Here is a 22,514-nt window from a genome sequence, read left to right on the forward strand (position 1 = left end):
GGCTTGATCATCTGGTTCTGGTACTGGATGTTCTCCAACATCGGCACCTTCTGAAGGCGTGACGCAGCAGATGCCCGAACTCGACGAGGCCCACGCCATGGCCACCGAGCGCAGTTGCGCCGTCACCGCCGTGGCGTTGAGCGACCAGCGCCGCACCGGCGCGCGCCTGGTCAGCGGACAGCACCGCGGCTTCGGTCTGAGTTCCCTACTCGATGTCGTGCACGTGCCCTATCCCCCGCATCGTGACTGGACCCGCCGAACGCTGACCTGCGGTGTGGCACTGCAGTGCTCACCGTCCAAAGAGCGCATCCTCGACTACCGACTCAACGAGCTCTCGACCCGCGAACTGGCCGCGCTCACCCTCGTCGAGGCCGGCGTCGCGCTGGGCTGGGTCGCCGAGAACTGGCCCGGACTGCTGGCTGACCTGCGCGCAGCACTGCCGCACCTGGAACCGACCAGCGCGGACATGGACGCCGAGGAGATGCTGAATCGGGCCATCGCCCTTGCGCGTACCTCACAGCAGCTCTCCATCGACCCACTGCTCGGCAGCCTGCCGCGGGCATACACCCTGCCGCAGGGGCTGTCCGACAAGCTGCGCCGCACGTTCGGACGGCTGCCGTGGACCACCAACCAGAAGCGTTCACCGGCACCACACTCCGTCCCCGCCGGCGGGGACGGAGGGGTCCGCAACTCCAACCTTCCCCCACCCAGCCGGCCTCAGGACAACGACCTCGACATCACCCCCGACCACCGGCCGGGAATCCCCTACCCGGAATGGAACGCGTGGACGAAGAGCTTCATGCCGGACCACGTCGCGGTTCTCGAGCAGGCACGTTCCGGACGCGACCAGCACGCGGGCGCAGTCGCCGTCGATGTGCGGAAGTGGTTCGAGCAGAACACCCATCGGGCCATGAAGAGCCGGCTGGAAGACGGCTCGGACCTCGACGTCGACCAGTACGTCAACCATTTCATCGACCTGACGACCGGCGAGGCGGTCGAACCGCGCCTCTTCCGTGAACTGCTGCCCGCCAGCCGCGACGTGACAACCGCGCTCCTCCTCGACGGCAGCTCCTCGCTGGGCGTGCACGGGGGCAGGATCTTCAAACTCGAGCTCGCCTGCGCCGACGCCCTGTCCCGCGCGATGACCTCGGCCCGGGAACGCCACGGCATATTCACGTTCACCGGGAACACCCGCCATCGCGTGGAAGTCAGCTGCCTCAAGGACTTCGCGGACCGCCGTTTCGTACCGCCCGGCAGCCTGGGCCTGTCCACCGGTGGCTACACCAGACTCGGTGCGCCGCTGCGCCATATGACCGGCCGCCTGCTCGCGCAGCCTTCTGAGCGAAGGTTGCTCATCGTCATCGGCGACGGCCTGATCTCGGACGAGGGCTACGAGGGCCGCTACGCGTGGGCCGATGCCGCCCACGCCGTGGAGGAAGCCAACGACGCCGGCGTCTCCATGTACTACGTCGGCGTCGGCCCCGTCCGCGTCGATCCCCTGCCGGAGGTATTCGGACCCAAACGGTCCCAACGCATCCGACGAATCGAAGAACTACCCCGAGTCCTCGCCCACGTCCACCGGGAGCTGGTATCTGCATGACCGACACGTATTACGCCAATGCCAACGAGGTTCAGCTGTTCGAGCAGGCCTGCCGCCAGCGCCTGCCGGTGATGCTCACCGGTCCGACAGGATGCGGCAAGACTCGCCTCGTCGAGCACATGGGACTACTACTCAGCCGTCCGGTCGTCACCATCAGCTGCCACGACGACCTGACCAGCTCCGACCTCGTCGGCCGGTTCATGGTCACCGGCGGTGACGTGGTCTGGACCGACGGGCCCCTCACGCGGGCGGTCAAGGCCGGAGCGATCTGCTACCTCGACGAGGTGGTCGAGGCGCGCCACGACTCGTTGGCCGTGCTGCACTCGCTCACCGACCACAGGCGCACGCTCTACCTGGATCGTGCGGGCGAAGTCGTTCATGCGCCAGAGGCTTTCATGTTGGTGTGCTCCTACAACCCTGCCTACCGCAGCTCGCTCAAGGAGCTCAAACCCTCCTTCCGGCAGCGTTTCGTCACACTGCCGATGCGGTACCTGCCGCCCGAACGCGAGGCCGAGGTGATCGTTACCGAAGCCGGCGTCGGACTGCCCACCGCACAGCGGCTGGTCCGGTGTGCCACCGCGATCCGTACCGCGGACGAGGCATTCCACTTCGAACCGCCGTCGACTCGGGTACTGGTCACGGCGGCACACCTGATCGCCGCCGGTGCAACGGAACTCGAAGCCGCAGAGGCCTGTGTCCTCGCCCCGCTGTCCAGCGACGGCGCCATCACCGAAGGGCTGCGGGAGGTCGCGTCCGCGTGCCTCTCCGGAGCCGACGCCGACAGCCCAAGCGCCTAGGAAGGAATCGCCACCATGGTGGATCAGAAGGAACGCAACCGCAAGAAAGCCCTCATCGTCCTGCAGATCGTCATCTACGGATACCTGTTGATGATGTTCGGAATTCAGCTCTACATGTCGTTCACCCGAGGCTGGTGGGACCTGTGAAGGTGACGGCATCCGTCCCGGCAGAGGGTTCCCTCAACCTCGAAGAGCATCACGAACAGTCCCGCCTGGCGCAGCGGCGGGCCGACAAGTGGATGATCGTCGGTGCCGCGCTGATGGGCATGTGGGCACCCGGGCTCATCGGCTTCCCCATCTTCATGCGCGGTGTGTGGTTGCAGCGCCAGGCACTGCGCGCGGGGTATTCCGTCCGGCCGATGATCGTCACGCTCATCGGCTATCTCGTGCTGATCGACGGCATGCTCAACAGCCTCGGCTGGGCCCTCGACCTGGTCGCCAACCACACGCTGATCAACCGGGTGCTGATGGTCGGCTGGGGCGCCATGTTCGACGCCGGATATTTCTGGCACTACAACGAACTGTGGATGGGCGGCGCCGCCGGGCCGGGCGAGAAGTCCATGGTGTTCGGCATGATCCTCACCGTTTTCGCGATGCGGTGCGCCGCCGCGATCGGCTTTCTGCAAATGAAGCGCTGGGGCCACCAGTGGATGATCATCACCTGCTGGATGGGCGTGCTGATCTGGTGCCTGTACGTGTTCAACATGACGATGTATGCCGACGTCCGCTACGCAGGCGTCGTGTTCCCGGTGATCGGGTGGTGGCTCTACGACATCTTCTACATCACCCCGTTCCTCGCGATCCCGTACCTGCACACGGTGAACCGCGAAATCTTCTCCGACTGAACATAATTCATGCGGCACTTAGGAGAGACACTGTGACAACCACACCTGAAGCCACCGAAGACCAGAAGCCCGAGGATCTCCCTCCCGGCACCACGCCCTACTACGCGCGCATGCACAAGTGGATCAAGCGCGCGGTGCTGGTGTGCCTGGTCGCCCTCGTCCTCGAGGGCGCCTTCACCCTGCCGTTCATGGCGGTCTACTACGGCTACCCCACCTTGAGCCTCACCCAGATCTGCAGTGAACTGCTCAAGGTTCGCTATTCCGACGACACCCTCGAATGCAAGGTCCCGTACCCGGCATTCGGCCCACCCGAGGGCGCCGAAGGCAAGGACACCGCGCAGGACGAGTGGGGCATCCAGCCGGTACCCAAGTACCACCGGATCGGGTTCCGTGAGCTGGTGCGGATCCACGAAGAACGAGAAGCACGTGAGTCAGCCCAGCAACAGCAGCAGAGCCGCTAGGAGCCACCGTGCCGGAGTCACTCGAACGCCACGCCGAGAACTGGGACCTGCGCCACCAGGATTTCAACGACAACGACTTTCTTTACGACGTCTACTCGGTGATGCGACGCCAATCGCCGTTCGCGCGCACCGACAAGCCGTTTCTCAGCGCGACGCCGGCCGGCGCGTGGGTGGCGGTGCGCTACGCGGAATGTGTCCAGATTCTGCAGGACTGGGAGCACTTCTCCAGCAACCCGACGCCCGAGGGCGCCGAGCAGCTCGCCGGTGATCTGGTGATCACCCTCGACCCACCGCGGCAGCAGAAGTTCCGCAAGGTCCTGAACCCGTACTTCTCGCCGGCGCGGATGAAGGCGTTGCGACCCGAGATCGGCACCGAGACCGACCGGCTCATCGACGATCTCATCGAGAGCGGATCCGGTGACCTCGCTCAGATCGCCTGGCGCCAGCCCGGAATCGTGTTCTTCAAGTATCTGCTCGGCATGCCGATCGAAGACGTCCCGCTGTGCGTCGAGTTGACCGACACCGCGCTCAACGGCGCCACCGAGCAGGACCGGACGAGCGCCTGGGGCGGGCTGTACCAGCACCTGCACGACGCCGTGACCGCTCGTATGGACCAGCCGCCGCGTGACGACATGATCGATGTCCTGCTGTCCGCCGAGATCGACGGAGAAAAACTGTCATTCGGCGATGTCGTGTCCAACGCCATGCTCCTGGTCCAGGCCGGTCTCGAGACCACCGCCAGCGCAATGTCTTTCGCCTATCACTACCTCGCCACCAACCCGGCCGAGCGGGACCGCCTGATCGGCGATCCCGAACTCCTCGCCCGTGCCGTCGAGGAGTTCATCCGGTTCGCCGGGTCGATCCACGGCATCCCCCGCACCGTGGCCAAAGAGGTGGAACTGAACGGCTGCACGTTCTCGCCGGGCGAGTCGGTCATCGTCAACTACGCCGCCGCCAACCGCGACGAACAGGAGTTTCCCGACGCGGGCCGGTGCATCCTCGACCGCCGCGAGAACCGGCATCTCGGTTTCGGGGCCGGCGTGCACCGCTGCCTCGGGTCCAACCTGGCTCGGCTGGAATTCCAGGTGGGCCTGGAGCGGGTGCTGTCCCGGATGCCCGATTTCACGCTCGCAGCGGGAGAGCAGGCGAAGTTTCACGGCAACTCCGTGACCCGCGGATTCCGCTCGGTCCCGGTAACTTTCACGCCCGGCGGCCGGACCACCACATGACCTACCGGGTCGTGCAGTGGACGACAGGCAACGTCGGCCGCAAGTCGGTCCACGCCATCGTCGCGAATGCCGAACTCGAGCTCGTCGGCTGCTACGCCTGGGCACCCGACAAGGTGGGCAAGGACGTCGGCGAGCTCTGCGGCATCGAACCGCTGGGCGTGGCAGCCACCGACGACGCCGACGCGCTGCTGGCCCTGCAGCCGGATTGCGTCGTCTACAACCCGATGTTCGCCGACGTCGACGTACTGGTCCGCATTCTCGGCGCCGGCATCAACGTCGTCACCACGTCCGAGTTCATCAACGGGCACGGCCTGGGCGAGGGTCGCGATCGTGTCATCGACGCCTGTGAACGAGGCGGCTCAACCATTTTCGGCAGCGGCATCAACCCGGGCTTCATCCAGTTGTTCGCCGTGGTCACCGCAGGCATCTCTGATCGCGTCGACCGGATCTCCATCCTGGAGTCGTTCGACACCACGATCTACAACTCGCCGGCCACCGAGATCCCGATGGGCTTCGGTTATCCCATCGACCACCCTGATCTACAGGCGATCACCGAAAAGGGATCGGGCATCTTCCGGGAAGCGGTCCAGCTGGTTGCCGTCGCTCTCGGCGTCGAACTCGACGGTATCCGGTGCGACCCCAGCTATGCCCAGACCACCGAAGACCTGGATCTGCCCGGCGACTGGACCATCGCCGCCGGCTGCGTCGCCGGCATCGACGTCCGGTGGATAGGCACGGTCGGCGGGCGGGATGTGATCGAGATCCGCGGCGTGTGGACCAAAGGCCAGTCGCTGGAACCGGCCTGGTCGACCACGTTCGGTTACACCGTCACTGTGGAGGGCAGGCCGACGATCAAGAGCACCTTGAGCTTTGAACCTCCCCCGGACTTCGTAGCCGAAACCATCGAGGACTTCATCATGCTCGGGCTGACGATCACCGCCATGCCCGCAATCACCGCGATCCCCACGGTGGTGGCCGCACCCCCGGGCATCGCCACCTACAACGACCTGCCCCTACTACTGCCCCGAGGTGTGCTCAATGTCTGACAAGACCTACCGGATCATCCAGTGGATGACCGGCGACGTCGGCCGGGCCGGCGTGCGACACTTTGCCGAGAGCCCCGTGTTCGACCTCGTCGGAGTCCTGGTGCACAGCGAAGACAAGGTGGGCAAAGATGCCGGCGTGATCGCGGGTATCGCACCGATCGGTGTGACCGCCACCGACGACGTCGACGCCATCGTCGCGCTGGACGCCGACTGCGTCTTCTACACGCCGATCATCATGGACGTCGACACCGTGTGCCGGCTGCTACGGTCCGGCAAGAACGTGGTGACCACGAGCGGGTTCTTTCATCCCTCACCGGATTTCAGCAAGCCCGCCGAACAGATCCGGGCGGCCTGCGCCGACGGCGGGACGTCGTTCCACGGTGGCGGTATCCATCCCGGTTACGCCGGGGACATCCTGCCGCTCACCCTGGCCCGCGTGATGAGCAGGATCGACACCATCCATGTGTACGAGGTCGTCGACGTACTGAAGGACGCCCCGATGGACCACATCGACTGGATGGGATTCGGCAAAGACAAGGACAAATTCCTCGCGGAGCCAACGATTCTGGGTCTCGGCCTGCCGTTCTTCGCCCAATCGATGCACATGATCGCCGACGGACTCGGCGTGACCATCGACGAGGTGACCGCGGCCGAGGTCGAAGTCGCGACCGCTGCCGCGGAAATCCCCCACGACGAGGGCGCGATCCCGAAAGGCACCGTCGCCGCGCAGCGCCACGAATGGACCGCGTGGGTGGGCGGGAAACCACTGATCGTCTTCCACGCGATCTATGTGACCGCAGGCCCCGACAAGCTCGAACCGGCATGGGATTGGGGCGAGACCCGGTACGAGATCGTGATCGAGGGCGACCCGCCCACCGAGCTGACCCTCAAAGGTGTCCGGCGGGCCGACGGCACAATGACCCATCCCGGCTACGACTGGACGGCCATGGGCGCCATCAACGCGATCCCCGATGTCTGCGATGCCCCGCCCGGCTGGCACAACCACCTCGACCTCGGGCTCATCCGGCCCCGAGGGCTCGTCCGCCGATGACCTCCCAACCGGCACTGCACCACGTCGTGTTCGCGGTCGCCGCGGAGCGGACAGCCGACATGGTGCAGATGTTCACCGACCTCGGATTCACCTTCAACGCGGCCGAACTCACCGACCTCGGCGTCCATGTGCACCTGGACTGGGACCGCGGCGTCGAGCTGATCAGCCCGTTGCCCGGCTCGACCGCATCGGTGGCGGCCTCTGTCAACGACTTCCTCGACCGCCACGGCGACGGTGTCTACACCGTGGTGGTCCGTGTGCCCGACGCCGGGGCGGCTGAGGCCGTGACACAGCGGTACGGGTCGGTGACGCGGTTCCGTCAGGGATTCTCCGGTGACGGCTCCTACCTCGACGAGATCGACCTGTCCGCCCTGGGACTGCCCCTGACATTCCTGTCCACCAATGTGTAAGCCGAGCGTTTTCGACGCGGGTCTGCCGACCCTCGACTACTCCGTCACCGACACCCCGCAGCAGATCTATTCGCAGTTCCGGGAGGCTCAGGAAGTCGCGCCGATCGCACTGGGACCGATCGGGCCCGAAGTGCTGTCCTACGAGATGGCGCGTGCCGTACTGCGCGATCCGCGGTTCGGGATCCCCCAGGGCATACACCTGTCTGCCCATGGCATCACGTCAGGTCCGTTGTGGGACAGGGTGACCCGCAGCATCCTGAACATGGAGGGCGAGGAACACCGCCGGTTGCGCAGCCTGGTCGCCCGGGCTTTCACCCCACGTGCCACCGCGCGCATGCACGACGCGATCCACAGTGTCGTCAACGAATTGATCGACAGTATTCAGGACTCCGGCCGGTGCGAGTTCGTGGCAGACGTCGCGCGGCCGTATCCGATTCCGATCATCTGCGCCCTTTTCGGCGCACCACGCGAGGACTGGCAGCAATTCTCCCGCTGGGCCGAGGACATCTTCAAAATCGTCAGCTTCGACTGCGATCTCGCGCAGGAGGAGCCCGTCGTATTGAAGGCGTGGGGCGAGTTCGACGATTACATCGACCACATGATCGCCCACCGGCGTCGCCACCTGACCGATGATCTGCTGTCCGACCTGATCCGGATCGAAGACGGCGGCGACCGGCTGGACGCCGCCGAACTACGAATGCTGGCGTTCTCCATCCTGATCGCCGGAACCGACACCACCCGCAGCCAACTGGCGGCTTCGATGCAGGTGCTCTGCGATCACCCCGACCAGTGGGCGCTGCTGCGGGAGCAGCCCGACCTGGCCATGCGCGCCGTCGAGGAAACCATGCGGCATTCGCCGTCGATGTGCAGCACCGTGCGCAGCGTCGCCGATGACGCCGAGATCGGCGACTACAGTTTTCCCGCAGGGACATTCATCATCGTGAACACCTATGCGGCCAACCGTGATCAGTCCGTCTACGACGACCCGACCCGCTTCGACATCACCCGCGAGGGCCCGCCGCCGATCCTGACCTTCGGTGGCGGCGTGCATTACTGCCTGGGCGCCAACCTGGCCCGGCTCGAGCTGTCCGAGGCACTCACGATCCTGTCTCGCCGGCTTCCGAACCCTCGCGTGGCCGGACCGGTTCCCTGGAAGCCACTGCTCGGCCTGAGCGGCCCGACCAGCCTGCCGCTGGAGTTCGACCGATGACGTACAAGATTGACCCGGATGTGCTGCACACCGTGGCCAAGCAGGTCGTCGGCCTGCCGCTGGAAGACGGCGGGCTACTCGCACACGCAATCGAACGGCTCGCCGCCGAGTATCCCGACCTGATCGACACCGGACCGGGACGGTGGGTGGGCAGCAAGGCCGGCGGAATCCTCGGCAAGGTCAGGTTCCTGTACTTCAGCCGCCGTGAGTATCTCGTGCTTTTCGGTTCCCCCACTGGGACACAGGGCTTCTCCGGACGCTACAAGCACGTCGACATCCACAAGTTCCTGCTCGCCGGACAGATCGACTCTTACGACCTCGATTCCGACGACATGGTGCCGTTGCCGACGCTGCTCCCCGGCGAGCGCACCTGTCTGGAGCGCGGGCATGCCCGCGGCCTGACCATCCACCCCGGGTCGTGGCACCTCGAATATGGCCGCGGCGCAGTCGTGACCACGCTGCCCTTCGCGATGGTCGACACGCTGCTGGTGTCTCTGGAGTTCGAATCCGTACGGCGTTCGACGGCCGAGTTCAGCAAGCTGGTCAGCCGGCGATTTCGCCGCTGACGCCGAACAGCCCCCGCAAGCAGGGGCTGTTTGCGAGAAACTACGACGACGCGTAGAGCGCCTTGAACTTGTTCAGCGACTGCTGGATATCGCCCTTGAGCGCGGCGGCGACCACCATGCCGATCGGCCCGAACAGGGCGGGCCCACCGAGATGTACGTCGAACGACACTTTCGCGCCCTCTCCGCCATCCACCTGGGCCGGCGTGATCTTTCCGATCAGCTTGACCTTTACCCCGCCACGGCCATCGCCGTTGAGGGTCAGGGACTGCGGCGGCTTGTAGTTCACCAGCGTCCACTTCACGCGGTTCAACATGCCCTTGACCTCGACGATCGAGTCGATGACCGTGCCCTTTTCCAGGGTTTCGGGCAGCTTCGAACGCCACGCCCGGTGGATGCTGAGCCACTCGTCGTAACGGGACAGATCTGAGGCGTACTCCCACGCCTTCTCCGGCGGCAACGGAACATCGACGGAGACAGACAATTTGGCCATAACTTACTGCTGCGGTTCTTCCTTGTTGAGGGCGTTCTTCGCCGCTTCTTGCGCCTTGTCGACATGCTGGCTGTACTTGCCCTGCGTCTTCTCGTCGACGATGTCGCCGGCCTTGTCGATGACCTGCTCCACCTTGTCAGCGTTCTGCGACAACAGGCTCTTGGCCTTGTCCAGGAATCCCATCAGCCCACCCTATCTTCTCGATTCTCGACTGAACGCTGGCCATTCTCCCCGCAGCCAGCTATCTCCACAACCGGCGCTTCTCCCCCAGGACCCTCCCCTGAACCCACCAGAGCACCTCCACCAGCGATGCTCCGACCAGGCCGATGCCCAGCGCAACCGCGGTGACCTTGAGGTTCGACGGATCAAGCATGAACAGGCGTTGAGCCAACGGCAAACAAAAAATCAGCACGTATGCCAACCCGGAAAACGCGACCAGGGCCACGCGCCACCACTCATAGGGGCGGGCCACCACCGACAGCACCCACAGTGAGGACACCAGCAACGTGATCAGCGCCGCCGTCGAGGCCTGCGTCTGCTCCGTCAGATCGGCATCCCGGCCCTGATACGCCACCAGGTAGGAGATGAAAGTTACGGTGCCGACCACCAGGCCGGAGGGCAGTGCGGCCGTCATCACCCGCCGCACGAAACCCGTGTGGGCGCGCTCGGTGTTCGGGGCCAGCGACAGGACGAACGCCGGGATACCGATGGTGAACCAGGCCGCGATGGTCACGTGGATCGGTTGGAACGGGAACAACAGCGGGTCGGTGCCGAACAACTTGGACGACAATCCGGCCAGCGCAACCAGGATCGCCAACAACACCGAGTACACGGTCTTGGTGAGGAACAGATTCGAGACGCGTTCGATGTTGCCGATCACCCGCCGGCCCTCACCGACCACATAGGGCAGCGTGGCGAACTTGTTGTCCAGCAACACGATCTGCGCCACCGCACGCGACGCCGAACTGCCCGAGCCCATCGCGACGCCGATGTCGGCATCCTTGAGGGCCAGCACGTCGTTGACGCCGTCACCGGTCATCGCCACCGTGTGTCCGCGTGACTGCAGGGCGTGCACCATGGCCCGCTTCTGATCCGGACGCACTCGGCCGAACGTCGTGTATTCGTCCAGGGTTTCGGCCAACTGCTCAGGTTCGTGAGGCAACTGCCGGGCATCCATCGTCTCGCCGTGCAGTCCGAGCTTGCCCGCCACCGCACCCACCGACACCGCGTTGTCCCCGGAGATCACCTTGACCGAAACATGCTGGGAAGCGAAGTATTCGATGGTGTCAGCGGCATCGGGACGGATCCGCTGCTCCAGCACCACCAATGCGACCGGGGTGACCGTGCCCGGGGCCTGCGGCGCGTCGACCGCCAGGTCGGACGACCCGACCAGCAGCACCCGCAGCCCCTGGGCCCCGATCTGCTCGGCTTCCTCGGCCACCGGTGAGCTGGAGTCCAACAACACATCCGGGGCGCCGATCACCCAGTTGCCGTACTCGCCGTAGGACGCACCGCTCCATTTGGTGGCGGACTTGAACGGGGCCGTCGCGGTGGCCTTCCATCCCGGCGGCGTCGCGAAAGCCTCGGCGATGGCCAGCATGCTCGCATTGGGCCGGGCGTCATCGGCAGCCAACTGTGCCAACGCCTCCGTGACGGTATTCTCGCGATCCCCGTGGCAGTGCTTCAGATCGCTGACCCGCATACCGTTTTCGGTCAACGTACCGGTCTTGTCCGCGCACACCACGTCGACGCGGGCCAGACCTTCGATCGCCGGAAGCTCGTTGACCAGGCACTGGCGTCGGCCCAACCGCACCACCCCGACCGCGAATGCGATCGACGTCATCAGCACCAGGCCCTCGGGCACCATCGGCACCAAGGCTCCCACCATGCGCAACACCGGTTCATGCCACACCGCATCGGTGGTGAAGACCTGACTCACGATGATTGCCAGCGACTCTCGCCAGCCGCCCTCGTTGGCGACGATGTCGTGGTAGGTCCGCTTGAGCGAGTCCAGGACCCGAGGGTCGGTGGTGAACAGCTGGGTGTAGATGGTGAGCAGGCCGGCGGGCACCAGCAGGTAGGTGATGAACTGCAGGATCTTGTTGATGCCGTTGCGCAGTTCGGATTTCACCAGCGTGAACTTGGAGGCCTCCTCGGCGAGCTTGGCGGCGTACGCCTCGTGCCCGACCTTGGTGGCGCGGTAGGCGCCGGAACCGGCGACCACGAAACTGCCCGACATCACCGCATCACCCACGGCTTTGACGATCGGATCGGCCTCGCCGGTCAACAGCGACTCGTCGACCTCAAGGTTGGAATCCTCGATGATCTCGCCGTCCACCACGATCTGATCGCCCGGGCCGAGTTCGATGATGTCGTCGAGCACGACCTCGGCGGGCAGCACCGCGCGGCTACCGGATTCTCTCCGCACCGTGGGCTTGGCCTGTCCGACGATGGCCAGCTTGTCCAGGGTCTGCTTGGCCCGGATCTCCTGGATGATGCCGATGGCGCTGTTGGCGATGATCAGCAGGCCGAACGCCCCGTTGATCAACGAACCGGTGGACAGCACGATCAGAAACAGCACACCCAGGATCGCGTTGATCCGGGTGAACACGTTGCCGCGGATGATCTCGGAGATGCTGCGCGCCGCACGCGTCGGGACGTCGTTGCTCTTACCCTCGGCTACCCGCTGGGCCACCTCGGCATCGGTGAGACCAGTGACATTGATCGTCGTCATCCGCGAAAAGTCCTCGTCCCGTCGGTGTCGTGGAGCTCAAGCCGTCAGTTTGCCACCGGAAACCGGTCAGAACTCCCACCACGGGTCGAGTGCCGCGGACGCGGCGTCCACCCGCTGCCCCGGGCGCGGCACCGCGATCTGCACCCCGGCCGGATCGGCCGCAGTCAGCAATCGGCGCACCGGCTCGGCCCACGGGTGCGGCGCCAGCCGGAACGTCGCCCAGTGGACCGGCACCAACAACCCGGAATCGGCGACGTCCAGATGGGCGCGCACCGCCTCCTCTGGATTCATGTGGATGTCGGGCCAACTCGGGTGATACGCCCCGACCGGAAGCAGGGTCAGATCGAAAGGCCCGTATTCCGAACCGATCTCGGCGAAGCTCTTGGTGTAGCCGGTGTCTCCGCCGAAGAAAGCCCGGTGCTGCGGCCCGACGAAGGCCCACGACGCCCACAGCGTGGTGTTGCGCTGGAACAGACGCCCGGAGAAGTGCCGGGCCGGCGTGCACACCAGGGTCAGCTCGCCGATCCGGTGGCTCTCGTTCCAGTCCAGCTCGATGATCCGCTCTTCGGGTATCCGCCATTTGCGCAGATGCGCCCCGATACCCAGCGGCACCACGAACGGCGCCCGCTGGGTCCGGACCAACCCCAGGACCGTCTCGATATCGAGATGGTCGTAGTGATCGTGGCTGATCACCACGGCGTCCACGGCCGGCAGAGCTTCCAGCGGCAGCGGCGGCTCATGCAGCCGCTGCGGGCCCACCACGCGCGACGGCGAACAGCGACGGCTCCACACGGGATCGGTCAGCACCCGGTACCCGTCGATCTCCACCAGCGCGGTGGAATGGCCAAACCAGGACACCGCGCACGACGCGGCTTCTCCGCCGTCGTTTTCGGTGGGTTCGGCGAGCGGGATCGGCCCCGGCGGCCGGCTGGCCGAACGCGAGCTGAGCATCTCGCTGAGCAGCATGCGCCACTCTTCCCGGCTCATGGTGACGCCGGGAGAGGCCGGCTCGATGTTGACGAACACACCGTCGGCGTACTGCAGGGACCGCTGCGCCACCGGGCGGATGTCGCGGGGCAGTGCCCCCACCGACGCGTAGGTGCCGTTCAGCGCACGCACCAACCACCCGCCGGCGAGCAGTGAAGCCGACCTGACACCCAACCGAAGCGCAGCGCCCAGCATGTCAGGCCCCGGTGAAGTTCGGCGGCCGCTTCTCGATCCGGGCCACCTGGGCTTCGATGACGTCCTGACTGCCCCACGCCTTGTCGAACAGCTCCTTGTGGGCGGGCCACGACTCCTCGTAGGCGCCGTCGTCGTTGAGCACCCGCTTGGCGTGCTGCAGCGCCAGCGGGGCGAACCCGGCGAGCTCGGCGGCCCACTTCTGGGCGTCGGCCAGCGTGCCGATGCGGTTGGCCATGCCGGTCTGCAGCGCGGTCTCCGCGGTGAGCCTTTCGGCGCCGAGCAGCATGCCGCGTGCCCGACCGTAACCCACCAGCGAGGTCAGTCGCCGGATGCTCCAGTTGTCCAAGGCCAGGCCGTACTTCGCGACCGGGAACTGGAAGTAGGCCTCGGGGGCGACGACCCGCAGATCGCAGATCATCGACAAGATGACGCCCGCACCGATCGCCGGGCCGTTGATCGCACCGATGACCGGAACCGGTGCCTTGTCGATCGCCAGGTTCAGCGCCAGGGCCTTGTCGGGGAGCTTCTCGGCCATGCCCGCGGCGTCGGTCAGGTCCGCGCCCGAGCTGAACACCGGGCCCGCGCCGGTCAGCACGATGGCCCGGATGTCCTGCTCAGCGGCATGCTCGACCGCTTCCCGCAAGCTGTCGACAAGCTCGCAGTTCAGCGCGTTGCGCCGCTCCTCGCGTTGCAGTTCCAGGGTCAGGACACTGCCGTCTCTGGTCACACCAATCATGCGGCCAGCCTATATACGCTGGGCGCGTGAGTCGGATCGGCGCCCGCGCGCTTCGTGATGCAGTGCTCGACGAAGGCTCGTTCCGCAGCTGGGACGCCCCGCCCCTGGACGTCGCGCGTTCCGAGGATTACCAGCGCGAACTGGCCGAGGCGTCGGCGAAGACCGGGCTCGACGAATCCGTGCTGACCGGCGAGGGCACCATTTTCGGCCGCCGGGTGGCCGTGGTGGCCTGCGAGTTCGATTTCCTGGCCGGATCGATCGGGGTCGCCGCCGCCGAGCGGATCACCGCCGCGGTGACGAGAGCCACAGCCGAGCGGCTGCCGATCCTGGCTTCCCCGAGCTCCGGCGGGACCCGGATGCAGGAAGGCACCGTGGCTTTTCTGCAGATGGTCAAGATCGCCGCCGCCGTCGAACTGCACAAGCAGGCTCACCTGCCCTACCTCGTCTACCTGCGGCATCCCACAACCGGCGGGGTGTTCGCCTCCTGGGGTTCACTCGGGCACGTCACCGCCGCCGAGCCCGGCGCGCTGATCGGTTTCCTCGGGCCCAGGGTGTACGAGCACCTGTACGGCGAACCGTTCCCGTCCGGCGTGCAGACCGCCGAGAATCTGCACGCCCACGGCGTGATCGACGGGGTGGTGCCCCTCGCACTGCTACGCGACACCCTGGACCGCACGCTGCGGGTGGTCGTGGACACCCCTGTCCCGCCGCCTGCGCCCACGGCCCCTGAACCACTGCCCGACGTGCCCGCCTGGGAGTCGGTGCTGGCCTCGCGGCGGCCCGACCGCCCAGGAGTGGGGTACCTGTTGCGGCACGGAGCGACGGACCGGGTGCTGCTCTCCGGGACCGAACGCGGCGAGGCCGCGACGATGCTGCTGGCCCTGGCCCGCTTCGGTGGGCAGCCCGCGGTGGTGCTCGGCCAGCGCCGTAGCGAGGGTGGGCTGGTCGGACCCGGCGCGCTGCGTGAGGCCCGCCGGGGCATGGCCTTGGCGGCCGGACTGCAGCTGCCGCTGGTCCTGGTGATCGACACCCCGGGCCCAGCCCTGTCGATCGAGGCCGAGCAGGGCGGGCTGGCCGGCGAGATCGCCCGCTGCCTGGCCGAATTGGTCACGCTGGACACCCCGACGGTGTCGGTGCTGATGGGCCAGGGCAGCGGCGGGCCCGCCCTGGCGATGGTGCCCGCCGACCGGGTGCTGGCCGCGGCCAACGGCTGGCTCGCGCCCCTGCCGCCCGAGGGGGCCAGCGCGATCGTCTTCCGCGATACCGCTCATGCCGCCGAACTTGCTGCCGCACAAGGGGTTCGGTCGACAGACCTGCTGCGGGCCGGCATCGTCGATGTGATCGTGCCCGAGCATCCCGACGCCGCAGACGAGCCGCGGGCCTTCACCCAGCGACTGTCGACCGCGATCGGCAGCGAGCTTTCCCAGTTGCGTGCGGTGCCCGGCGAGCAGCGACTGCAGACTCGGATGGACCGCTACCGGCGCATCGGGTTGGCCTGAGCTTCTCCGATTCCGGCACCGCCCAGATCAACGCTGTGGTCGCTCGGCTCGAGGATTCACGACCATAGCGTTGCTCTCGGGAGCTTTTGCGAGGCTCACACTTCGATCGGTGGGTGCAATCGGTCCATGGTGTACTGCCGGTCTCTTCGCGCGGCCCACGAACTGGCGGCCAGCGACACCACCAGCACACCGAGCAGCACCGCGATCGCGATCCACAGCCGGGAATCGATCCCGCCCACGATCAGCTGACGAAGTCCGTTGACGGCGTAGGTCATCGGATCGACCGGGTGCAGTATCTGGAACGGTTTCGCGGTGGTCTCCACCGGATAGATACCGCCGGCCGAGACCAGTTGCAGCATCAGGAAGGCCAGGGTCACCACCCGGCCCACCGACACCCCGAACAAGGCGTTGAACGCCTGGATCAGCGCCAGGAACGTGCCCGCCACCAACAGCAGGAACGCCACGGTGGACAGCGGGTACTTGGCTTGCAGGCCCACCCCGAAATGCACCACCACATACATCACAACCACCTGGCAGAACACGATCAGCAGGGCAGGCCAGTAGGAGGCGAGCACCACACGCAGTGCCCCCAGCCCATTGACCACCGGACGGGACTGCAACGGCTTCAACAACATCCAGATGATGAGCGCGCCGATGAACAGTGCCAGCGGCAGGAAGAACGGCGCGAAACCGGTGCCGAACGTGGCGGCCGGGTTGTGCGTCTGGATGTCCAGCGCCACCGGCGCGGCCAAGGTCCGCGCGACGTCGGTCCGCTGCTGCGGGGTCCACGACGGGACCTGGGTCGAGCCTTCCTTGAGCGCGGTCGCCAGTTGCTGGTTGCCGGCCTGCAGCTTCTCCGTACCGGCAGCCAGTTCGCCTGCCCCACTGGACAGTTGGCGCCCGCCGTTGGTCAGCTGCACCAGACCGCTGTTGAGCCGCTGCGCGCCGCTGTTGAGTTGGTGCGCACCGTCGCGCAATTTGACGACGTCGGAGCGCAAACCTCCGGTGACCGCCTTGGTGAGGAACACCCGCAGTTTGCTGTTCGGGTCGCCCAGCTCGTTCTCCAACTGGGTGGCGTTGTCCCGCAACCGGATCAGCCCCTCGTCGGTGGTGGGGTCGAGCCCTCGCGCCTGCAGCAGCCGTTGCGCGCCGGCCAGGAACTCCCCGGTGTCGCGCACCGCGGGATCGGGGCTGTTCCGCAAGAACCCGACCGCCTGATCGACGATCGCCGCAGCCTGCGCCTGATCGATGTTGAGCGCCGCGATCCGGTCGGTGGTCGAGCGCACCGCCCCCGACAGCCGCTGCGCAGCCATGCCGACCTCGTTGGGGTCCAGGCCGAGCCCGCTGACCCGGTCCAGCACCGTGAGCAGCGGGTCGGTCGCGGTGTCGACCGCCGTCGACAACTGCCGGGTGCCCGCGGCCAGCTGCGCGGACCCGTCGCGCGCGGTGACCAGGCCCGCCGTCAAGGCGTTGGCGCCGGTGGACAACCGGTGCGCACCGTCATTGGCCGCCGCGCTGCCGGTGGCCAGCTGCTGCGCGCCGTCGGCCGCCTTCACCAGACCTGTTCCGGCATCCGTCAGTCCGGTCAGCACGGTGCCGAGGGTGCGTTCGCCGATCTTCGCGTTGATCTGGTTGATCACCTCACGGGCGGCATTCTGGCCGATGATCGAGCCCAGGTAGTTGTTCGCGTCGTTGAACGTGAAGCGCACGTTGGCCTGGTGCGGCGACCCACCCGACGGAGACGTGATGCTGGTGCTGAAATCCTGCGGCAGCGTGATCGAGAAGTAGTACTTGCCGTCGGCCACCCCCTCGGCTGCCTCCTGCGCCGAAACCCGATGCAGCTGAAGCTGACCCGAATCCACCAGCGCATCGGAGACCTCGTCCCCGGCCTTGACCTGCTGCCCCTCCGCGACGGCGCCCTGATCTTCGTTCACCAGCGCCACCGGAACCTTGTTCACCTCGCCGAACGGGTTCCAGAACGCCCACAGGTACATCGCGCCGTACAACAGCGGCAGCAGGATGACCGTCACGAGCGCGATCCGCGGCATCGTGCCGCGCGAGAATCGTTTGAGGTCAGTGCCCAACGACATTCCGGCTAGCACGGTTACTCGCCACCTTTCTGCGAACCGGCCAGCTCGGCCAGCGTCGTGTTGGGTACTGACACCTGCGCCCGCACGGCCGAGACCAGATGGCCGGGCACCCCGTTGACCGTCGCGGTGATCACGGTCTGCTTCTCCCCGAGCGCGAACAGCCGCCCCAGCAGGATGTCGCGGTTGCGGTCGTCGGTGAGGTGGTCGAGGTTGCCGACCACCAGCAGCGGCGGGGTCGCGGTATTGGCCAGCGCGATGCGCAGCAGGATCTGGTCGAGTTCGGTGAGGCCGTCGAAGTACGACGTCAGCGACGGCAGCGGCAGCTCACCGAACACCGGCGCGCACATGGCAGCCAGCGCGTCTTCGTCGGCCCGACCCACGAGCGTGTACCAGGGGGCGTCCCACCGACGCTGCTCCGTCACGAGGTCGCGCACGGTCACCGACTCCGACACCGTGTCGAGTTCGTCGATGCCGGCCAACGCCGCGGAGCGGAAGATGTCGGGTGCCCGGGTACGCCCGAACACGGTCAGCTGCCCGCGCGCGGTTCTCATCCGCCCGGCCAGCGTCATCAGCAGTGCGGTGCGCCCGGTACCCGACGGCGCGACCAGCACCGTGACACCGCCTTCGTCGATGTCGAGGTCGATGGGTCCGTACACCGGGCCCCATGGCCCGTGCATCATGATTCCGCGCGCAGTGATGGCCGGGGGCTTTTGCTCGTCCTCGCCGGCGTCAGGCTCGAGACTTTGCTCAGGCATAGGCACATCACAACACATCCGGCGGGCGCGCACAGGCAACCGCAAACCCCGTTGCCCTGCCGATTCTTGGGTGAATGCTGTGGAACCGCTCCGAGACTTCCGGTGACGGCCGTCACCAAAACGGCGAGATGTGTCACTACCCAACTGACACAACCCATTTGGGAACTGAAATCCAACCGCGAACCGTGTTGACAATTGGCTCGTGTAAGGTCTCTAATGAAAACCGCGCTTCGTTAGGTGAGGCTCCTACACGAACACAGGCCACTGATCCGACGACGTCGAGAGACGCCCAGGATTAGGACAGGTCTTCCCGGCTTAAGGGATGACCCGAAGTGGCTTCCCACCCTGGTGGGACACGTCGTGTAGTGCCAAAGCTCTGATGAGGAAGTGCTCGCGTCAGTTGGCGCGTTCGGCCATGTGCCCAAACTTCCTCTTCAGCGTGTTTGCATCTGACGGTTGCGTCAAGACCAGCGGCGCGCCGCGCGCCCGACAGCGAGGAGGTGACGACGACATGACGTCGAGTGACAGTCCGTATCCCAGTCCGATTCGAAAACGTCTGTCCATAAACGCCTTTCCGCTGTCGATGACCGGCTAGGGCCGCCACCCCGAGACACCCGTGGTGGCAGGCTGCCGCATGCGTATCGACGCGGAGAGCTCCGATTGAACTGGAGATGATCCGATGCAGCGCAACACCTTTCTTCGTCATGCCCGAAGCGCGGTCAAGGGCCCCATCGCGTGGATTCACACGCGTGCGTCGCTGACCCCGCAGGAGCGGCACAACCTGAGGATGAGCAACACCCCGGTGGCGGTCCTGACCGCGTCCCTGGGCGGCGGCTCGCATACCGCCCGATAACCGGGTGATCCCAGATTCCCTTCATTCGACTGTCTTTCACGCCATCACCGACGTGAACTGACACCTTTCATACCGCACAGCACACTCAAGTCACACCGAATCACGGCTTCCGCCAGGAGGTTCGGTGTGACTTGGGGTGCGCGCGCACCACCGACCGGAGCAGCCACATGAACACTGCTGTCGAGCAGACCGCCCTGACCCCCGCCAAACACGATGACCGCCGACTCTCCCTGCGGGCAGCCACCGAAGCGCACAACGATGTGGAGGTCACGCTGGCGAATGTCAGAGGCCACCTCAACGGGTTGACGTCCGAGGATGCCGCAGAACGCCTCGCCGGCGAGGGCCCCAACGAGGTCGCCCACGACAAGGCACCTCCCGCGATCCTCCAGTTCCTGGAGGCCTTCAAGAACCCGTTCATCGCGGTCCTCATGGTGCTCGCCGCGATCAGCTCGGTGACCGACATCTACCTTCCGATGCGCGATGGGCAGGAGCCGGACTACACCGGTGTGCTGATCATCGTGACCATGGTCGCGCTCAGCGCCCTCCTCCGGTTCTGGCAGGAGTACCGCTCGGGCAAGGCAGCCGAGACACTCAAGGCGATGGTGCGGACCACCGCGACAGTCCGGCGTCGGGCCAGCCCAGATGCCACACCCGAACTCACCGAGATCCCGATGGCGCAGATCGTCCCCGGTGACATCGTCCAACTGTCAGCCGGCGACATGATTCCGGCCGACCTCCGCCTGCTCGATTCTCGCGATCTGTTCGTCAGCCAGGCGGCGCTGACGGGCGAGGCCCTGCCGGTGGAGAAGTACGACACCTGCGGCGCCGACGACGCGGCCGATCCGCTCGACCTGCCCAGCATCTGCTTCATGGGCACCAATGTGGTGAGCGGCACGGCCAGCGCGGTCGTCGTATCGACCGGCGTACACACCTATTTCGGCTCGCTGGCCAAGGCGGTCGTGGGCTCTCGCGCCGAGACGGCCTTCGACCGCGGCGTCAACAGCGTCAGCTGGCTGCTGATCAGGTTCATGTCGGTGATGGTGCCGATCGTGTTGTTCATCAACGGTTTCACCAAGGGCGACTGGCCGGAGGCATTCCTGTTTGCACTGGCCGTCGCGGTCGGGCTCACCCCGGAGATGCTGCCGATGATCGTGTCGTCCAATCTGGCCAAGGGCGCCGTGGCGTTGTCACGCCGCAAGGTCGTGGTCAAGCGGCTCAACGCCATCCAGAACTTCGGCGCCATGGACGTGCTCTGCACCGACAAGACCGGCACGCTCACCCAGGACCGGATCATCCTCGAGCATCACGCGGACATCCGGGGTGATCGCGACGACAACGTGCTGGCCCTGGCCTGGCTCAACAGCTTTCACCAGAGCGGCGTCAAGAATCTGATGGACCGCGCCGTGCTGCACTTCGCCGACGGGACACCCGAAGCGCTACTTGCCGCCTCGGCGTACCGCAAGGTCGACGAACTTCCGTTCGACTTCGAACGACGCCGGCTGTCCGTCGTCGTGCAGGACGTCGAACGCAATCATCTGCTGGTCTGCAAGGGTGCCGTCGAGGAGATGCTGGCGGTGTCCACCCAGGTGTGGGACGGCACGGCCAGTCGCCCGCTCGATGAGGCCGACCGCGAGGCGCTGGCCGAAACAGCGCGCGACTACAACCGTGAGGGGTTCCGGGTGCTGCTCGTGGCCACCCGGGAGATCCCGCGCACCGAGCGCACCCACCGATACCGCATCGAGGACGAGAAGGACCTCGTCGTCCACGGTTTTCTCACCTTCCTCGATCCGCCGAAAGAGACGGCCGCCCCGGCCATCACGGCCCTGGCCGAACACGGCGTGACCGTGAAGGTCCTCACCGGCGACAACGAAGTCGTCAGCGCCAAGATCTGTCGTGAGGTGGGACTCGATCCCGGCCAGCCGATTCTCGGCGCCGAGATCGACGCCCTCGACGACGACGAACTTCGGCGCGTTGTCGACGAGACAACCGTTTTCGCGAAGCTGACGCCGCTGCAGAAGTCGCGGGTGCTGCGAGCCTTGCAGGCCAATGGGCACACTGTCGGGTTCCTGGGCGACGGCATCAACGACGCACCCGCCCTGCGGGATGCGGATGTGGGCATCTCGGTGGACACCGGCACCGATATCGCCAAGGAATCGGCAGACATCATCCTGCTCGAGAAGAGCCTGATGGTGCTCGAAGAGGGCGTGGTCAAGGGCCGCGAGACCTTCGGCAACATCATCAAATACCTGAACATGACTGCGAGTTCGAACTTCGGCAACGTGTTCTCGGTGTTGGTGGCGAGCGCCTTCATCCCGTTCCTGCCCATGCTGGCGATCCACCTGTTGATCCAGAACCTGCTGTACGACATCTCCCAGCTGGCGCTGCCGTGGGACCGCATGGACAAGGAGTTCCTGCTCAAGCCGCGCAAGTGGGACGCCAGGAACATCGGCCGGTTCATGATCTGGATGGGGCCGACGTCCTCGATCTTCGACATCACCACGTTCGCGGTGATGTGGTACGTCTTCGCCGCCAACTCACCCGAGATGCAATCGCTGTTCCAATCGGGTTGGTTCATCGAAAGCCTGCTCTCGCAGACGCTGGTCGTCCACATGCTGCGAACCCAGAAGATCCCCTTCATCCAGAGCACGGCAGCGTTGCCGGTGCTGCTGGCGACCGGGACGGTCTGCGTTCTCGGGATCCTCATCCCGTTCTCGCCACTGGGGGCGGCCGTCGGATTGCAGCCGCTGCCGTGGGCGTACTTCGGATGGCTGGCCGCGACGTTGGTGGCCTACTGCGTCGTCGCTCAGACCGTCAAGACCCTCTACATCCGCAAGTTCGGTCAATGGTTCTGAGTATCTGAGGTGCCACCGACCGCGCCGGGGGTCGGCGCGGTCGGTGGCATTCTGGATTCGCAGTTATCTGGAGTTGGGTTCAGATGGGTCTCGTTGTTCCGGCTTAGG

At 66.0% G+C, this 22,514-nt stretch carries 20 protein-coding genes and 1 riboswitch; of the genes, 13 read left to right on the forward strand and 7 right to left on the reverse strand.

Annotated features, from left to right (window positions below; all coding sequences use genetic code 11):
* Window positions 1–70: 70 nt before the first annotated feature.
* The 11 genes from A5779_RS29850 to A5779_RS29895 are packed head-to-tail and all read left to right on the forward strand — an operon-like array spanning window position 71 to window position 9,215.
* On the forward strand, window positions 71–1,600 hold the full coding sequence (locus A5779_RS29850) for a nitric oxide reductase activation protein NorD (protein ID WP_064887335.1): 1,530 nt from the start codon (window positions 71–73) through the stop codon (window positions 1,598–1,600).
* Entirely contained in the window at window positions 1,597–2,397 is an 801-nt protein-coding gene (locus tag A5779_RS29855; RefSeq protein WP_064887319.1) for a CbbQ/NirQ/NorQ/GpvN family protein, read from the forward strand. Before A5779_RS29850 ends, A5779_RS29855 begins: the two co-directional genes overlap by 4 nt.
* 15 nt (window positions 2,398–2,412) lie before the next feature.
* Window positions 2,413–2,544: a hypothetical protein gene (locus tag A5779_RS34835; protein WP_269085858.1), complete on the forward strand. Its 132-nt coding sequence runs from the start codon at window positions 2,413–2,415 to the stop codon at window positions 2,542–2,544.
* A complete protein-coding gene (locus tag A5779_RS29860; protein ID WP_064914346.1) occupies window positions 2,541–3,242 on the forward strand; it encodes a hypothetical protein in 702 nt (233 codons plus the stop codon). Before A5779_RS34835 ends, A5779_RS29860 begins: the two co-directional genes overlap by 4 nt.
* A gap of 32 nt (window positions 3,243–3,274) precedes the next feature.
* Window positions 3,275–3,703, forward strand: coding sequence for a hypothetical protein (locus tag A5779_RS29865; protein ID WP_064887320.1), 429 nt, complete (start codon window positions 3,275–3,277; stop codon window positions 3,701–3,703).
* 8 nt (window positions 3,704–3,711) lie between these two features.
* The gene (locus tag A5779_RS29870; protein ID WP_064887321.1) at window positions 3,712–4,932 is read left to right on the forward strand and encodes a cytochrome P450; all 1,221 of its coding nucleotides are present in this window, start codon (window positions 3,712–3,714) and stop codon (window positions 4,930–4,932) included.
* Window positions 4,929–5,978, forward strand: coding sequence for an NAD(P)H-dependent amine dehydrogenase family protein (locus A5779_RS29875; protein WP_064887322.1), 1,050 nt, complete (start codon window positions 4,929–4,931; stop codon window positions 5,976–5,978). The genes A5779_RS29870 and A5779_RS29875 overlap by 4 nt, the downstream gene beginning before the upstream one ends.
* Complete coding sequence (locus tag A5779_RS29880) at window positions 5,971–7,029, forward strand: NAD(P)H-dependent amine dehydrogenase family protein (protein WP_064887323.1); 1,059 nt, start codon at window positions 5,971–5,973, stop codon at window positions 7,027–7,029. The genes A5779_RS29875 and A5779_RS29880 overlap by 8 nt, the downstream gene beginning before the upstream one ends.
* On the forward strand, window positions 7,026–7,439 hold the full coding sequence (locus tag A5779_RS29885; RefSeq protein ID WP_064887324.1) for a VOC family protein: 414 nt from the start codon (window positions 7,026–7,028) through the stop codon (window positions 7,437–7,439). The genes A5779_RS29880 and A5779_RS29885 overlap by 4 nt, the downstream gene beginning before the upstream one ends.
* Window positions 7,432–8,649, forward strand: coding sequence for a cytochrome P450 (locus tag A5779_RS29890; RefSeq protein ID WP_064887325.1), 1,218 nt, complete (start codon window positions 7,432–7,434; stop codon window positions 8,647–8,649). Before A5779_RS29885 ends, A5779_RS29890 begins: the two co-directional genes overlap by 8 nt.
* Window positions 8,646–9,215 (forward strand): isomerase, encoded by a 570-nt coding sequence (locus A5779_RS29895; RefSeq protein WP_064887326.1) that lies wholly within the window; start codon window positions 8,646–8,648, stop codon window positions 9,213–9,215. Before A5779_RS29890 ends, A5779_RS29895 begins: the two co-directional genes overlap by 4 nt.
* Window positions 9,216–9,255: 40 nt before the next feature.
* Here A5779_RS29895 and A5779_RS29900 read toward each other — a convergent pair whose 3' ends face one another.
* The 5 genes from A5779_RS29900 to A5779_RS29920 all read right to left on the reverse strand — a co-directional run bounded on the left by A5779_RS29900 (window position 9,256) and on the right by A5779_RS29920 (window position 14,357).
* Complete coding sequence (locus tag A5779_RS29900; protein ID WP_036447721.1) at window positions 9,256–9,705, reverse strand: type II toxin-antitoxin system Rv0910 family toxin; 450 nt, start codon at window positions 9,703–9,705, stop codon at window positions 9,256–9,258.
* A gap of 3 nt (window positions 9,706–9,708) precedes the next feature.
* Window positions 9,709–9,888, reverse strand: coding sequence for an antitoxin (locus tag A5779_RS29905; protein ID WP_055117413.1), 180 nt, complete (start codon window positions 9,886–9,888; stop codon window positions 9,709–9,711).
* Between the two features lie 58 nt (window positions 9,889–9,946).
* Entirely contained in the window at window positions 9,947–12,439 is a 2,493-nt protein-coding gene (locus A5779_RS29910) for a cation-translocating P-type ATPase (protein ID WP_064887327.1), read from the reverse strand.
* A 66-nt stretch (window positions 12,440–12,505) separates the two neighbouring features.
* Window positions 12,506–13,621: an MBL fold metallo-hydrolase gene (locus A5779_RS29915; RefSeq protein WP_064887328.1), complete on the reverse strand. Its 1,116-nt coding sequence runs from the start codon at window positions 13,619–13,621 to the stop codon at window positions 12,506–12,508.
* A 1-nt stretch (window position 13,622) separates the two neighbouring features.
* Window positions 13,623–14,357 (reverse strand): enoyl-CoA hydratase, encoded by a 735-nt coding sequence (locus A5779_RS29920; RefSeq protein WP_055117418.1) that lies wholly within the window; start codon window positions 14,355–14,357, stop codon window positions 13,623–13,625.
* A 26-nt stretch (window positions 14,358–14,383) separates the two neighbouring features.
* Here A5779_RS29920 and A5779_RS29925 point away from each other — a divergent pair, with 26 nt between their 5' ends.
* The gene (locus A5779_RS29925; RefSeq protein WP_064887329.1) at window positions 14,384–15,856 is read left to right on the forward strand and encodes a carboxyl transferase domain-containing protein; all 1,473 of its coding nucleotides are present in this window, start codon (window positions 14,384–14,386) and stop codon (window positions 15,854–15,856) included.
* A 95-nt stretch (window positions 15,857–15,951) separates the two neighbouring features.
* On the opposite strand, the gene A5779_RS29930 is transcribed toward A5779_RS29925, so the two are convergent.
* The gene (locus A5779_RS29930) at window positions 15,952–17,946 is read right to left on the reverse strand and encodes a YhgE/Pip domain-containing protein (protein WP_064887330.1); all 1,995 of its coding nucleotides are present in this window, start codon (window positions 17,944–17,946) and stop codon (window positions 15,952–15,954) included.
* Window positions 17,947–17,960: 14 nt separating this feature from the next.
* On the reverse strand, window positions 17,961–18,701 hold the full coding sequence (locus tag A5779_RS29935; protein WP_064887331.1) for an ATP-binding cassette domain-containing protein: 741 nt from the start codon (window positions 18,699–18,701) through the stop codon (window positions 17,961–17,963).
* 222 nt (window positions 18,702–18,923) lie between these two features.
* A riboswitch (M-box (ykoK) riboswitch) is annotated at window positions 18,924–19,095 on the forward strand.
* Between the two features lie 626 nt (window positions 19,096–19,721).
* Between A5779_RS29935 and mgtA the strand changes: the two genes are divergently transcribed.
* Entirely contained in the window at window positions 19,722–22,406 is a 2,685-nt protein-coding gene (mgtA, locus tag A5779_RS29940) for a magnesium-translocating P-type ATPase (protein WP_064887332.1), read from the forward strand.
* The last annotated feature ends 108 nt before the right edge of the window (window positions 22,407–22,514 follow it).

Source organism: Mycolicibacterium peregrinum, from assembly GCF_001665625.1.
Taxonomy (GTDB): domain Bacteria; phylum Actinomycetota; class Actinomycetes; order Mycobacteriales; family Mycobacteriaceae; genus Mycobacterium; species Mycobacterium peregrinum_B.

Excerpts from the sequence above, each read along its gene's own strand:
- A5779_RS29850 (WP_064887335.1), top strand. The coding sequence starts at position 71 with ATGCCCGAACTCGACGAGGCCCACGCCATGGCCACCGAGCGCAGTTGC.
- A5779_RS29855 (WP_064887319.1), top strand. The coding sequence starts at position 1,597 with ATGACCGACACGTATTACGCCAATGCCAACGAGGTTCAGCTGTTCGAG.
- A5779_RS34835 (WP_269085858.1), top strand. The coding sequence starts at position 2,413 with ATGGTGGATCAGAAGGAACGCAACCGCAAGAAAGCCCTCATCGTCCTG.
- A5779_RS29875 (WP_064887322.1), top strand. The coding sequence starts at position 4,929 with ATGACCTACCGGGTCGTGCAGTGGACGACAGGCAACGTCGGCCGCAAG.
- A5779_RS29880 (WP_064887323.1), top strand. The coding sequence starts at position 5,971 with ATGTCTGACAAGACCTACCGGATCATCCAGTGGATGACCGGCGACGTC.
- A5779_RS29885 (WP_064887324.1), top strand. The coding sequence starts at position 7,026 with ATGACCTCCCAACCGGCACTGCACCACGTCGTGTTCGCGGTCGCCGCG.
- A5779_RS29890 (WP_064887325.1), top strand. The coding sequence starts at position 7,432 with ATGTGTAAGCCGAGCGTTTTCGACGCGGGTCTGCCGACCCTCGACTAC.
- A5779_RS29895 (WP_064887326.1), top strand. The coding sequence starts at position 8,646 with ATGACGTACAAGATTGACCCGGATGTGCTGCACACCGTGGCCAAGCAG.
- A5779_RS29900 (WP_036447721.1), bottom strand. The coding sequence starts at position 9,705 with ATGGCCAAATTGTCTGTCTCCGTCGATGTTCCGTTGCCGCCGGAGAAG.
- A5779_RS29905 (WP_055117413.1), bottom strand. The coding sequence starts at position 9,888 with ATGGGATTCCTGGACAAGGCCAAGAGCCTGTTGTCGCAGAACGCTGAC.
- A5779_RS29910 (WP_064887327.1), bottom strand. The coding sequence starts at position 12,439 with ATGACGACGATCAATGTCACTGGTCTCACCGATGCCGAGGTGGCCCAG.
- A5779_RS29915 (WP_064887328.1), bottom strand. The coding sequence starts at position 13,621 with ATGCTGGGCGCTGCGCTTCGGTTGGGTGTCAGGTCGGCTTCACTGCTC.
- A5779_RS29920 (WP_055117418.1), bottom strand. The coding sequence starts at position 14,357 with ATGATTGGTGTGACCAGAGACGGCAGTGTCCTGACCCTGGAACTGCAA.
- A5779_RS29930 (WP_064887330.1), bottom strand. The coding sequence starts at position 17,946 with ATGTCGTTGGGCACTGACCTCAAACGATTCTCGCGCGGCACGATGCCG.
- A5779_RS29935 (WP_064887331.1), bottom strand. The coding sequence starts at position 18,701 with ATGCCTGAGCAAAGTCTCGAGCCTGACGCCGGCGAGGACGAGCAAAAG.
- mgtA (WP_064887332.1), top strand. The coding sequence starts at position 19,722 with ATGAACACTGCTGTCGAGCAGACCGCCCTGACCCCCGCCAAACACGAT.